The organism is Rhodococcoides sp. S146-33 (assembly GCF_059489205.1).
Genome location: NZ_JCAJWY010000004.1, coordinates 92,206 through 104,697 on the forward strand (window position 1 = coordinate 92,206; position 12,492 = coordinate 104,697).

12 protein-coding genes are annotated in these 12,492 nt (G+C 64.9%); 4 read left to right on the plus strand and 8 right to left on the minus strand.

Going from position 1 to position 12,492, the window contains the following annotated elements; genetic code table 11:
• Positions 1-46 precede the first annotated feature (46 nt).
• A complete protein-coding gene (locus AC5WEY_RS18280) occupies positions 47-292 on the plus strand; it encodes a hypothetical protein (RefSeq protein ID WP_057479979.1) in 246 nt (81 codons plus the stop codon).
• Here AC5WEY_RS18280 and dnaG read toward each other — a convergent pair.
• The 7 genes from dnaG to AC5WEY_RS18315 are packed head-to-tail and all read right to left on the minus strand — an operon-like array spanning position 289 to position 7,786.
• Positions 289-2,205 carry a DNA primase gene (gene dnaG, locus AC5WEY_RS18285; RefSeq protein WP_495646983.1) on the minus strand — a complete coding sequence of 639 codons (1,917 nt, stop codon included), beginning with the start codon at positions 2,203-2,205 and terminating at the stop codon, positions 289-291. The genes AC5WEY_RS18280 and dnaG overlap by 4 nt on opposite strands.
• Positions 2,206-2,247: 42 nt before the next feature.
• Entirely contained in the window at positions 2,248-3,522 is a 1,275-nt protein-coding gene (locus AC5WEY_RS18290; RefSeq protein WP_495646984.1) for a deoxyguanosinetriphosphate triphosphohydrolase, read from the minus strand.
• Position 3,523: 1 nt separating this feature from the next.
• Positions 3,524-4,240 carry a YdcF family protein gene (locus AC5WEY_RS18295; protein WP_495646985.1) on the minus strand — a complete coding sequence of 239 codons (717 nt, stop codon included), beginning with the start codon at positions 4,238-4,240 and terminating at the stop codon, positions 3,524-3,526.
• 55 nt (positions 4,241-4,295) lie between these two features.
• Positions 4,296-4,904, minus strand: coding sequence for a response regulator transcription factor (locus tag AC5WEY_RS18300; protein WP_057479925.1), 609 nt, complete (start codon positions 4,902-4,904; stop codon positions 4,296-4,298).
• On the minus strand, positions 4,901-6,064 hold the full coding sequence (locus tag AC5WEY_RS18305; RefSeq protein WP_495646986.1) for a sensor histidine kinase: 1,164 nt from the start codon (positions 6,062-6,064) through the stop codon (positions 4,901-4,903). Before AC5WEY_RS18305 ends, AC5WEY_RS18300 begins: the two co-directional genes overlap by 4 nt.
• A complete protein-coding gene (locus AC5WEY_RS18310; RefSeq protein ID WP_495646987.1) occupies positions 6,057-6,860 on the minus strand; it encodes an ABC transporter permease in 804 nt (267 codons plus the stop codon). The genes AC5WEY_RS18305 and AC5WEY_RS18310 overlap by 8 nt, the downstream gene beginning before the upstream one ends.
• Entirely contained in the window at positions 6,857-7,786 is a 930-nt protein-coding gene (locus tag AC5WEY_RS18315) for an ABC transporter ATP-binding protein (protein WP_495646988.1), read from the minus strand. The genes AC5WEY_RS18310 and AC5WEY_RS18315 overlap by 4 nt, the downstream gene beginning before the upstream one ends.
• 122 nt (positions 7,787-7,908) lie before the next feature.
• Between AC5WEY_RS18315 and AC5WEY_RS18320 the strand changes: the two genes are divergently transcribed.
• Entirely contained in the window at positions 7,909-9,945 is a 2,037-nt protein-coding gene (locus tag AC5WEY_RS18320) for a TPM domain-containing protein (protein ID WP_495646989.1), read from the plus strand.
• A gap of 65 nt (positions 9,946-10,010) precedes the next feature.
• Here the strand turns inward: AC5WEY_RS18320 and AC5WEY_RS18325 are convergent, their stop codons facing one another.
• Positions 10,011-11,396: a glycine--tRNA ligase gene (locus AC5WEY_RS18325; protein ID WP_032379159.1), complete on the minus strand. Its 1,386-nt coding sequence runs from the start codon at positions 11,394-11,396 to the stop codon at positions 10,011-10,013.
• 317 nt (positions 11,397-11,713) lie between these two features.
• Between AC5WEY_RS18325 and AC5WEY_RS18330 the strand changes: the two genes are divergently transcribed.
• Both AC5WEY_RS18330 and AC5WEY_RS18335 read left to right on the plus strand, forming a co-directional pair.
• A complete protein-coding gene (locus AC5WEY_RS18330; RefSeq protein ID WP_032379570.1) occupies positions 11,714-12,052 on the plus strand; it encodes an ArsR/SmtB family transcription factor in 339 nt (112 codons plus the stop codon).
• Positions 12,049-12,489: a Fur family transcriptional regulator gene (locus AC5WEY_RS18335; RefSeq protein WP_057479922.1), complete on the plus strand. Its 441-nt coding sequence runs from the start codon at positions 12,049-12,051 to the stop codon at positions 12,487-12,489. The genes AC5WEY_RS18330 and AC5WEY_RS18335 overlap by 4 nt, the downstream gene beginning before the upstream one ends.
• The last annotated feature ends 3 nt before the right edge of the window (positions 12,490-12,492 follow it).

Sequence of the window (12,492 nt, forward strand, 5' to 3'; positions counted from 1 at the left end):
GGGCAAGATGGACGTACAGCCGCACGCTCTACGGAAGGACCCACTGATGATTCGTTTGGTACTGGCGGCTGGAGCTGCATATGTGCTCGGTGCCAAGGCCGGCCGGGGCCGGTACGAGCAGATACGCAAGACGGCAAACGCCGTTGCGTCGTCTCCGGCTACCAAGAAGGCCATCGAGGTCGGCCGGCAGAAGCTCTCCGATTCCCTCAACACCCAGCCGCGTCTCGAACCTATGCAGCCGATCGACGACGAGACCCAGGTCTACGTTCCGCGCGATCAACTACGTCGCTAACCGATCTCGGCGACACTTCCGACGGCGAGCTCGAGCAGACTCCGGCGGTACTGCTCGAGGGCGATCAGATCGCCGAACAGAGCGTTGTAGTCATCGGGCTTCTCGACCGGTGACATGCGCTGCAGCTTCGACTTGAGTTCTGCCACTTGTTGGCCGACCCATACCTCCTGCAGCCTGGCGAGTACACCCGAGATATAGCGCGTGAGTGCGTCGTCGGCCACCCGCATCGGGTCGACGGCCAGCTCGGTCACCAACGACACCACCACGGCGTCCTTGGCCTGCTTGGCCACGGCATCGACCCACTCCCCTCCGCCCAGTCCCGCGGCGGTTCCTCCGGCAGCAGCCACCGCGTCGCGCACGGCCGAGTACGCCGGGTGATGGAAGCTTTCCGGTGGGAGCGAGTCGAACACCGTGCCTGCCATCGCAGGCATCTGCAATACCGCCTTGAGAGCCTCCCGCTGCGGCCACAGAGACGGATCGGTGGGGTTGGGACGCGGCGGCCCGGCCGGAGCCTCGGTCGGCGTCGTCTGACGCTTCTCGAACGGCACCCGCTTGCCGCTGGTGTCGCCCCGAGCGCCCTTCTTCGCCTCGTCGCGCACGCGGGCAAGCACCATCGCGGTGTCGTCCCAGCCGGTCCAGCCGGCCAGCTGCCGTGCGTACTCGTCCCGCAGCGACGCATCCTTGATGCGGGCGACCACGGGCACGGTTCGCTTCAGAGCTTCGACGCGCCCCTCGGGGGTATCCAGGTCATGTTCTCGCAGTAGCGATTTGACCACGAACGCAAACATCGGGGTACGCCTGGCGACCAGATCGCGAACGGCGTTGTCGCCGGACTTCAAACGCAGGTCGCAGGGATCCATTCCGTCCGGTGCCACGGCGACGAAGGTCTGTCCGGCAATCTTCTGATCACCCTCGAAGGCCTTCATGGCGGCGGCCTGACCGGCATCGTCTCCGTCGAAGGTGTAGATCACTTCACCGCGAAAGTAGCTGTCGTCCATCATCAATCGGCGGAGCATGGCCAGGTGGTCCTCGCCGAATGCGGTACCGCACGACGCCACGGCCGTCTTGACCCCGGCCAGATGCATCGCCATCACGTCGGTGTAGCCCTCGACGATGACAGCCTGATGGGACTTCGCGATCTCCTTGCGCGCCAGGTCGAGACCGAACAACACCTGAGACTTCTTGTACAACATGGTTTCCGGGGTGTTGATGTATTTACCCGGCATCGTGTCGTCGTCGAACAGTTTGCGGGCACCGAAACCGATGACGTCCCCGCTCTGACTGCGAATGGGCCACACCAGTCGGCGCCGGAAACGGTCGATGGGCGTGCCCCGCTTGCCGGGTGTCGCCAGGCCGGCGTCGACTATCTCCTTGGCCTCGAAGCCCTTGCCCAGCAGGTGTTTGGTGAGAGTGTCCCAGCCGTCGGGTGCGTATCCGCAGCCGTAAGCCAGTGCGGCGTGGCCGTCGAAGTTGCGTTCGGTCAGATAATCCCGCGCGGCCTGCGCGTCGGGCCCGCTGAGCCTACCGGCGTAGAACTCCTGAGCTGCGGCGTTCGCGGCGATCAGGCGCGCGCGGGTCCCTCGGTCACGTTGAACCGATGGCCCTCCGCCCTCGTAGGAGATCGAATAGTTCAGCCGGTCGGCGAGTTGCTCGACGGCCTCGACGAAGGAGATGTGCTCGATCTTCTGGAGGAAGGAGTAGGCATCACCGCCCTCGCCGCAACCGAAGCAGTGATAGTGACCGTGGTTGGGCCGCACATGGAAGGACGGAGACTTCTCGTCGTGGAAGGGGCACAACCCCTTCATGGAATCGCCGCCCGCGCGCTTGAGCGAGACGTAGTCGCCGACTATGTCCTCGATCCGAGTGCGTTCGCGAATGGCGGCAATGTCACGTTCAGGAATTCGGCCGGCCACGACTGGAGTCTAGCGCTGAACCAGACACCCTCGGCAGCGCGATCAACCCCAGCTGGCCTGAGCCCCGAGCGACCGCTTGTCCACCAGTTCGAGTCGACTTTCGGTGTACGACGCGATCTGATCCACCACGACGCGAGTCCGTTCGGCGTCACTGTTCGCGCGTTGCCACGCGGGCACCAGAATGGGGTCCAGCTCCCCTGGCGCCGACCGCAGCAACCACTCGGCGACGCGGTGAATTCGGTCGCGTTGACGCTCCTGGCGGATCTTGTGACCGGCGTCGGACATCACGTACCGCAACGCCATCGTTTTGAGCAGTGCCACTTCCGAGCCGACGATCGACGGCACCACGAGGTCGGCGTCGTACCGGCTCAACGGCGCGGTGCCGTATTTCTCGTGAGTGCCTTCGATCGCGGCTGTCGCGAAGCGCCCGACCAGTTCGCTCGTCATGTGCTTGAGGGCTACGGACGCTTCGAGAGTGCCGTCGTACCGTCCGACGGCGATCACGACGGGCATCCTCGACAACCGGCCCGCGGCGTCGATCAGCTCGTCGACATCGAGTCCGCGAAATTCCGAGACACCGAGTTCCGCCAGGGCCCGCTGTTCGATCGGATCGGCAAGCGCCCGGAGGTCGATGCGGGCGTCGATGACGCCGTCCTCCACATCGTGTACCGAGTAGGCAACGTCGTCGGACCAATCCATGGTCTGCGCTTCGAGACATTTGCGCTTGTCCGGTGCACCGTCACGAACCCAGCCCAGAATCGCGGAGTCGTCGTCGTAGGTACCGAATTTCGCGCCCGGTGCCGGCCGGATCCATGGATACTTGGTCGCGGCATCGAGAGAGGCTCGGGTCAGGTTCAATCCCGCACTGCGCCCGTCGGCGTCGAGGATCTTGGGCTCGAGGCCGGTGAGAATGCGGAGGTTCTGCGCGTTGCCCTCGAACCCACCGCAGTCGGTGGCCACTTCGTCGAGGGCCCGTTCACCGTTGTGGCCGTACGGCGGATGGCCGATGTCGTGCGCCAAGCCCGCAAGATCGACCAGATCGGGGTCGCTGCCGAGGCCTTCGGCGATACTGCGGCCGATCTGTGCGACTTCCAGCGAGTGCGTGAGCCGAGTCCGCGGAGTATCGCCGTCGCGAGGCCCGGTCACCTGGGTCTTGTCTGCGAGACGACGCAGTGCAGCGCAGTGCAGCACCCGCGCCCGGTCGCGGGCGAAAGCACTTCTGTGTGACGCGTTGTTCGTTCCCGGTTTCAGTCCGGCGGTCTTCGGGGGTTCGGTGACGAACCGTTCGACGTCGTGCGCCGAATACGTGCCGGTCATGTCATTGACCTGCCGTGTAGGAGAAGTCTGCCGTGAAGTGAGTCAGCTGGTACCACAGCAGTGCGCCTGTCTCCCTGGCAATTCCGTGTGCTTGGGACTCTCGGGTGTAGACGGCCGGGCCGGTACGCGTCGGTGAGGTCCATGCATCCAGCCCGGCGTCACGCGCCATGGTTCGAGTGCGCAGCGAATGCCACGGGTCACTGACCAGCACCACCGACGACTTGCCCTCGACGCGGAGTGTGTCACTCACGGCCTCGATGCTTTCGAGCGTGTCCGACCCGGTCTCGACGGCCACGATGGCGTCCGCGGGCACTCCCTGCTCGATCAGATAGTTGCGACCCGACGCCGCCTCGGTGAAGAGGTCGCCTTCCTGCTTGCCGCCGACGGTGACGATCTCGGGGGCGATGCCTCGCTCGTACAGCGCCGCGGCTTGTGCCAAGCGTGCCTCGAACACCGTCGACGGCGTACCGCTGTATTGCGCCGCGCCCAGTACGACGATGGCGTCGGCCTTGGAGTAGTCGTCGATGCGAGCAACCTGCCACACCCGGACCGCAGTTCCTGCGACCAGTACCACCGCCATCAGGACCACTCCCGCGACCAGCCGACCGGTCCAGCGTCCCAGCGTTCCGAAGAAGCCGAGGCGCTCGGGACCGGGGTCCGAGGCATACCGGTCGTCGTACGGGTCGCCGTACGGGTCTCGGTCGAGAGTTGAATTCACCCCTCGAGTTTGCCAGGCCCGCGCATCGCTTCGGTCACGGCGCGCCCCGTGGGAGCTACAGCCACCCACGGTCCTCGGCCACTCGGACCGCTTCCGCACGGGTGGTGGTACCGGTCTTGCCTATCGCGGACGACAGGTGATTGCGGACGGTCCCCTCCGACAGGTGCACTTGGGCCGCGATGGATCCTGCCGTTCCACCCTGCGCTGCTGCCCGAAGAACTTCCTGCTCACGGGCCGTCAGCGGCGAAACGCCGTCGGTGAGCGTCTCGGTTGCGAGTGCAGGATCGACGACGCGCAGACCCATGTGGACCCGTCTAACGGCGTCGGCCAATTGCTTTGCCGGGGTGTCCTTGACGACGAAACCGGAGGCTCCGGCATCGATTGCGCGGCGCAGATATCCGGGCCTTCCGAACGTGGTGACGATCAACACTCTCGACTCGGGTGCCGCCACAGCCAGCTCGGCGGCGACGTCGATTCCGTTCTTTCCCGGCATTTCCACGTCGAGCAGGACGACATCGGGTCGGTGTTCGAGAACCGCCGACAGCACTTCGTCGCCGCGTCCCACCTCCGCCACGATGTCGAGATCGTGTTCGAGCCCCAGCAGCGCTGCGAGCGCTCCCCGCACCAGAGCCTGATCGTCGGCCAGCAGCAGTCTGATGCTCATGGTGCCGAGACCTCCACCTTGAATCCGCCGGTCGGAACCCGGGCGACCGTCAGTGAACCACCAGCGGCGCTCACGCGTTCACCCAACCCGCGGAGCCCGTTTCCCCCGCAGGTGTCCTCGCCCGGTCCGCATCCGTCGTCGACGATGGAAATGCTCGACGGCGTCAGCGCCACTCTGCAGTGTTGCGCGTGCGAGTGTCGAACCACGTTGGTCACCGCTTCACGTAGAACCCAACCGAACAGTTCGCGATGCCTCAGTGGCACCGTATCGGCGTCGCCCGGCAGGTCGACATCGATGGCTGCGGCGACCAGTGCTGTTCGCGCACTGGCCAATTCGGTGCCGATGTCGATCTGGCGCATACCGCCGACGGTGCTGCGAACATCGGCGAGTGCTTGCCGGGCAAGAGTTTCCACCTCGGCGATCTCGACTGCAGCTCGTGCGGCATCGATCTCGAGCAGCCGTCCGGCCAGTTCGCTCTTCACGGTGATGACCGTCAGCGAATGACCCAGAATGTCGTGAACGTCTCGGCTCATTCGCTCCCGTTCGGCGACGATGGCCAGATCGGCCAATTGTTGCCTCGCTACGGCCAATTCGTGGTTGCGCTGGAATACCTGCGTGATGCCCCATGCAGCGGCTGCGCTGATCAGCAACTGAAACGCGAAGAAGTTGTCGGGCTCCCAGGTCGCGATGACCCGCGGTGCCACTTCGATGATCACCACCATCACCGCGACCAACGACCACGCTTGCCGAACCGGCAACGTCATCATTCCCAGCACGGCGATGTAGATGGTTGCGCCGAACCCGGTGGTTCCGATCAGGGCGCTCATGGCCACGGTGAGTGCCAGCATTGCCCCGAGCGCGATCCAACCCTGCCACACCGGCAGGGGATTCCCGCGACGGTGACCGTTGCGAAAGCGCCAGAAGGTGACGGTGAACACGACCCCGAACCCGACGATCGCGGCAATGCCCAGAACCCGTGCCGCCAGTGACTCCAAGGACAGAATCTCGTTCAACGGATAGATCAGGTAGATGAGCCAGATGGCCCCGAACATCCAGCCGTATCGCCAGACCCGCCCCTCCGGCAGATCGGCGGTGAACGTGGTCATGTCGCCCACGGTATCTCCGTGGGCGACACGATCGGTGGTTTCGGCGTCAGGCACGCTTGGTGTCTTTTCGGAACAGCAGGGCCGCTCCGGCTACGAACACCGCGGCCCACACCACCAGGTTCACCACTGCGATGGCAAGGGTGCCCGCCTCGGCGGACGTGAACGGCGCTCTGGCCACCGTGGCCAGGCCGTAGAGCGGGGTGAACTTGGCCAGCATCGGGAACCAGCCGCTGTCGCCGAGCGGGACGAACAACCCGCCGGCCAGGGCGAGGAAGGCCAGCACCGGTCCGAGGATTTGCATGACGTTCTCCGAGGGCAGCAGGTACCCCATGAACAGGCCGAACGCGGCGAACACTGCTGAACCCAGCCAGGCGATCACTCCGCAGGCGATCCACACCCAGATCGGCATGTCGGCTCCGAAGAATTTCGCGACGACGAAGACCACGACGATCGCAGCGGCACCCATCGTCATGGCCACCAGGACCTTGGTGATGATGTAGGCAACGGGCTTCAACGGCGTCAGGCGGAGCTGCCTGCTCCACCCCTGAGCCCGTTCGACCGAGACCATCGCTCCCCCACTGGTCGTGGCCAACATCGCTCCGTAGACGGCCATGCTGATGGCGATGTAGCCCGTGACGTTGCCGTGCGCAAAGGAGTAGTCGGTCTTGAAGTCCGACTGCGTACCGAAGATGACGAAGAACACCGGCGGCATCACCAACGTGAAGATCAAAGTCCGCTTGTTTCGGAACAGTCTGCGGATCTCCAGTCCGAGGAAGGTGGGCGAAAAGCCGCCCCAGGCAACAGCTCTGGCAGGTGTGCGCGTGGCTGCAGTGTGCGTGGTCGTGGTCATCGGATGCTCCCGGTGAGGTTGTGTGCGGCTGGGTCGTTCTCGGAATCGGTGGTCAGGGCGAGGAACGCGTCCTCGAGGTTGCGCGAGACGATTTCCAGGTCGGTCGCATGCGCGTCGTTGAGCAGGAATCGGGCCACGGAATCGGAGTCCCGTCCGTGCACGATCACCCGGTCGCCGCGAGTCTCGACGCGGTCCACCCCCGGCAGAGCGAGCAACATGGACCGGTCGACGCCGGGCAGCGTGGCGGTGACGGTGCGTCCGGCAGCCAAGTTCTTCACCTCGGCGGCGCTACCGTCGGCGACGATCTTGCCGTGCCGCACCAGCACGATCCGGTCGGCGTAGGCGTCGGCCTCGTCGAGGTAGTGCGTTGCGAACAGCACCGTTCGGCCGGTACTCGCGTCCTGGCGAATGGCGTTCCAGAAGTCGCGACGACCCTCGACGTCCATGCCGGTGGTTGGCTCGTCCAGTACCAACAGATCCGGATCGGGCAACAGGGCGAGCGCGAATCGCAGTCGCTGTTGCTGGCCTCCGGAGCATTTCGCCACTCGACGGTCGCCGATGTCGGCGATGCCGGCCCGGGTCAGCACTTCCTTCACCGAGCGGGTGTGGGCGAACAGTGCCGATGTCAGCTCGACGGTTTCGCGGACGGTCAGGTCGCGGAGCAACCCACCGGTCTGCATGACGGCCGAGATTCGGCCCTGGGCGATGGCGTCGGCGGGCGTTCCTCCGAACACCGATACCGACCCGGTGGTGGGTGTTGCCAGGCCGAGCATCATGTCGATGGTCGTCGTCTTTCCGGCTCCGTTGGGTCCGAGGAATGCGACGACCTCGCCCGGTTCGATCGACAGGCTCAGCCCGTCCACCGCACGGACCGATCCGTATGTCTTGGTGACGCCTCGCAGTTCGACTGCCTTCGTTGTGGTCATGACAGTTACTCTGCTGCGGTCCGAGCCCGTGCACCTCGACCGAGCGTCACGATTGCACGATGACAACTGTCATGGATCGACCTGCTCGATTCGGACACGACCCAGCCGGTAGATTTCATCGCATGGCAGTCCAGCACCGGCGGCACTCCAGCGCCACAGTCCGTAGGTCGGTCCATCGATTGCGTCGTCTCGCTGCTACGGGTGCTCTGACCCTGTTCGCCGCGGTTCTGCTCGCGCCGGGGGTTGCATCCGCCGAGGCTCCTTCGCGGCTGGCCACCCAGATCACCGACAACGTCCAGGCTCTCGACCCTGATTCGCTGGCCGAGGTGCAGACCTCCATCGACGACCTCTACAGCAGCAGTCAGCTCAGGCTGTGGGTCACCTACGTTGCGGATTTCGACAACATGTCGGCCGCGAGCTGGGCCGAGCAGACGTACACAAGAAGTGACCTCGGCCAGCGCGACGTTCTGCTCGCAGTGGCGACCGTCGACCGTTCGTACTACCTCGCCGTCAACACCGGGCTCTCGCAGATCACTACGGCCGAGCAGGACGACATTCGCGTCAACGACGTCGAACCCGCACTGGGCGAAGAGGATTGGTCGGGAGCTGCCATAGCGGCTGCGGGCGCTCTCGGCGAGGCCTATGCGTCGAGCGGCGACGGTGGGTCGTCGGCACCCCTGCTGATCGGTGTCGGTGTGTTGGCGGTTGCAGGCGGCGGAGCTGTCGTCTACTCCTCACGGCGCAAGAAGGCCAGGGTGGCCGCCGAGGTGGACGCCGTGGCGAAGATCGACCCGAGCGACCCGGCCGCACTGGCTCGGTTCCCGATCGACGTTCTCGACACCCGCGCCAAGGAAATTCTGATCGAGACCGACAACGCCGTGCGGGCCAGCGAAGAGGAATTGACCCTCGCCCGAGGCGAATTCGGCGATTCGGCAGCCGCTCCGTTCATCACGGCGTACGACAACGCCAAGAAAGCCCTGGCCGCTGCCTTCGAGATCCGTCAGCGCCTCGACGACGCCATCCCAGAAACCCCCGATCAGCGGCGAGCGATGCTCGTCGAGATCATCTCCTCGTGCGGCCAGGCAGATCGCGAGCTCGACTCTCGGGTCGAGGAATTCGACGGATTCCGCGACCTCGTCATGAATGCCGGCTCGCATCTCGACGAGCTCACCCAAGCCATCATCGGCTTGACGGTGCGCATTCCCCAGTCCGAAGCGGTCCTCGCTCAGCTGCATTCGGAATTCTCCGAGACCGCACTGAAGTCGATAGCCGACAACGTCACGATGGCCAAGGATCGCGTTGCGCTGGCCGAGGAGAACATCGAAGCCGGCCGCAAGGCCGCAGCACTTCCGCCAGGAAAGCAGGGCCCGGCCGTCACCGCGATTCGGACCGCCGAACGAGCTGTCGATCAGGCGAAGTCTCTGCTCGACGGAGTCGACCACGCGCGCGACGACATCGGGCACGCAATATCCACCCTGCCCGACGCCATCGCGGACGTCCGACGCGACATCGAGCAGGCTCGCACACTGGCCGAACACGGTGGTACCGAACTGCAGGCCGCCGTGGCCGCGGCGCAGACGGCGTTGAAGAACGCGGAGGCCGCTCAGTCGTCCGATCCGCTCGGTAGCTACACCGCGCTTGCCGCAGCTGATTCCGAACTCGAAAAGATCGTCGACGAGGCGTCGGCGGAGAAGGCGGCCGAGGATCAGCTGCGGGCGCGTCTGGAACGCGATATCGCAGCTGCTCAGGCGCAGATCACTGCTGCCGCGGACTACATCTCGACGCGGCGCGGCGGCGTGGGTGCCGATGCTCGTACACGTTTGTCCGAAGCCGAACGGCACCTGAGTGCGGCACGCCAGCTCGAACCGGAGAATCCCGACGAGGCTCTCAAGCACGCGCATGCCGCCAGTCAGTTGGCCTCGCGCGCATCGCAGATCGCCCAGTCCGACGTGCAGAACTGGGAGAACCGCCACGGGCCACGCGGCGGCGGCTTCGGCGGCGGCAGTAGCGGCGGCAACGTGGCAGGCGCTGTGCTCGGCGGAATCCTGATCAACAGCGTGCTGCGCGGCGGCGGAGGCTTCGGCGGCGGCTTCGGTGGAGGCGGGGGCTTCGGCGGTGGGGGCGGCGGCGGCTTCGGCGGTGGTGGCGGCCGCTTCTGATTCGACCCAGACACACAACAGGGCCCGATCTCACGAGGAGATCGGGCCCTGTTGTGTGGTGAGGTCTATGCGCCGATCAGTCGCGACGCGATGTAGCCCTCGACCTGATCGAGAGCCACGCGCTCCTGCGCCATCGTGTCGCGTTCGCGGATGGTGACTGCGTGGTCGTCGAGGGTGTCGAAGTCGACGGTGATGCAGAACGGAGTACCGATCTCGTCCTGACGACGGTAGCGGCGACCGATGGCTCCGGCGTCGTCGAATTCGACGTTCCAGTACTGACGCAGTTGCTGCGCAAGATCTTTGGCCTTCGGCGTCAGATCGGCGTTACGCGAGAGCGGGAGCACCGCCACCTTCACCGGGGCGAGACGGCGATCGAGCTTGAGCACCACACGCTTGTCGACACCGCCCTTGGCGTTGGGAGCCTCGTCCTCGGTGTACGCGTCGACGAGGAACGCCATCAGCGACCGCGTCAAGCCTGCCGCCGGCTCGATGACGTACGGGGTGTAGCGGGTGTCGGTTGCCTGCTCGTAGTAGCTCAGGTCCTGACCCGACGCCTTCGAGTGCACCGAGAGGTCGTAATCGGTGCGGTTCGCGACGCCCTCGAGCTCGCCCCACGCGCTGCCCTGGAAACCGAACTTGTACTCGATGTCCACGGTGCGCTTGGAGTAGTGCGACAGCTTCTCCTTGGCGTGCTCGTACAGCCGCAGGTTCTCCGGATCGATGCCGAGGTCGGTGTACCACTTCATGCGGTAGTCGATCCAGTACTGGTGCCACTCGTCGTCCTCGCCGGGCTTGACGAAGAATTCCATCTCCATCTGCTCGAACTCGCGGGTGCGGAAGATGAAGTTTCCGGGAGTGATCTCGTTACGGAAGCTCTTGCCGATCTGGCCGATACCGAACGGCGGCTTCTTGCGCGAGGTGGTCAACACGTTGGCGAAGTTGACGAAGATGCCCTGCGCGGTCTCCGGGCGCAGGTAATGCAGGCCCTCTTCGTTGTCGACCGGGCCGAGGAAGGTCTTGAGCAGGCCCGAGAACGCACGCGGCTCGGTCCAGGAACCGGGCTCACCGGTCTCGGGGTCGCGGATGTCGGCCAGGCCGTTCTCCGGCGGATGGCCGTGCTTCTCTTCGTAGGCCTCGATGAGGTGATCGGCGCGATACCGCTTGTGCGTGTGCAGCGACTCCACCAGCGGGTCCGAGAACGTCTCGACGTGCCCCGACGCCTCCCACACCTGACGGGGCAGGATCACCGACGAGTCGAGCCCGACGGTGTCGTCCCGGCTGGTGATCATGTTGCGCCACCACTGCTTCTTGATGTTCTCCTTGAGCTCGACGCCCAACGGGCCGTAATCCCAGGCCGACTTGGTACCGCCGTAGATCTCGCCGCACGGGTAGACGAGGCCTCTGCGCTTGGCGAGGTTGGCGACGGTTTCGACTTTGGACTTGGGTGCCACTGGCGGAGCTCTCCATCTTCGGTTACATCGTGATGTCGCACGAGGGGGTGACGCGGGCGGTTTTCGCCCTGATCAGACTATCTGGCTCGGCGGGCGAATCCGAACACCGGTCGAGTTCGGAATTGACATGCGCACTTGTGCATATCACAATGAATACGATTTGCAATAGCGATAACTGCACTAACCTGATGCCAAGACGAAAGACCGCGCAGGGAGAGTTCGCCGAGAACGAGTCGGCAATCGAAGGAGCCGCAACCGTGTCCACCGAGCAGGCCGTTCACACAGATTCGCCGGATCGACTCGACCCCGAGCACCCGATGCACGAGAACGACCCCTTCGCTGCCGCTCCCCCGGCACACATCCCACCGAAGGAGACCCTGGCCGCGGCCGGCGACATTCTTCGGGCGCTCGCGGCCCCGGTGCGGATCGCGATCGTGCTCCAGTTGCGCGAGTCCGAGCGTTGCGTCCACGAACTCGTGGTCGCTCTCGGCGTCACGCAGCCGTTGATCAGTCAACACCTCCGGGTACTCAAGGCTGCAGGTGTCGTGCGTGGAGAACGCAACGGGCGCGAGGTCCTCTACCGACTGGTCGACGATCACCTCTCCCACATCGTCGTCGACGCCGTGGCCCATGCCGAGGAAGGCCGGAACCTGTGACCGAGAAGTCCACCGATACCGCAGCACCGAGACGACCCGTCGTGGTCGGAGTACGAGCCACGAAGCAACGCAGCGCTATCTCGGACTTGCTCGACACCATCGAGGAATTCAAATCCGCCCAGGATCTGCACGACGAATTACGCAAGCGCGGTGAGGGAATCGGCCTGACAACCGTCTATCGCACGCTCCAGACTCTGGCCGACGCCGGCACGGTGGATGTGCTCCGTACCGACAACGGCGAGTCGGTCTACCGGCGCTGTTCCTCGGGCCATCATCACCACCTGGTGTGCCGAGCATGTGGATTCACCGTCGAGGTCGAGGGACCCACCGTCGAGAAGTGGTCGCAAAGTGTCGCCGAGTCCAACGGTTTCACCGACGTCAGCCACACGATCGAAATATTCGGCACCTGTAGTCAGTGCAGCACAGCCGGTCGTTGACCG